At 77.1% G+C, this 599-nt stretch carries 1 protein-coding gene; it reads left to right on the top strand.

Going from position 1 to position 599, the window contains the following annotated elements; translation table 11 throughout:
• The coding region (locus GL263_RS27650; RefSeq protein WP_228456891.1) for an adenosylcobinamide amidohydrolase at positions 1 to 599 on the top strand (599 nt) is incomplete at both ends.

Below are 599 nucleotides of genomic sequence, written 5' to 3'. Positions count from 1 at the left end.
GTGTGGCAGTGCGGTGCTGGGCGGCGGGTTGGGGGAGCGGGCATGGGTGCTGAACGCGCAGGTACCGGCGGGGTACGGGCGGAGGAACCCGGCCGCGCACCTCGCGGAAGTCGCCGAGGCGGCGGGATTGTCCGGTGCGGGGGTCGGGTTGATGACGGCGGCGGAGGTGAGCGCGTACACGCGGGCGTGGGACGAGGGCGTGGAGGCCGTGGTGACCACGGGGCTCGGCGTGCGGACGTGGGCGGCGGCGCCGGTGGCGGGACGCCCGGGTGTGCCGCCGGCGGGGACGGTCAACATCGTTGTCCGGGTGCCGGCGCCGCTGGGCGACGCGGCGCTGGTGAACGCGGTGATGACGGCGACGGAGGCGAAGGTCCAGGCGTTGCTGGACGCCGGGCTGGACTGTTCGGGGACGCCGTCGGACGCGGTGTGTGTGCTGGCGCCGGTGCCGGACGGCGTGGCGGGGGAGGAGCCGTTCGCCGGACCGCGCAGTACGTGGGGTGCGCGGCTGGCCCGCGCGGTGCACGCGGCGGTACTGGCGGGCGCGCGGGCGGAACGTGCGTCGGCCGAACGGACGGGGGCGGAACGGACGGGGGCCGAAC

It is taken from the genome of Streptomyces durbertensis (genome assembly GCF_014156695.1).
Classification (GTDB): domain Bacteria; phylum Actinomycetota; class Actinomycetes; order Streptomycetales; family Streptomycetaceae; genus Streptomyces; species Streptomyces durbertensis.
The sequence above is the reverse complement of the archived record's forward strand: the minus strand, read 5'-3'. Positions and strand labels throughout refer to the sequence as shown.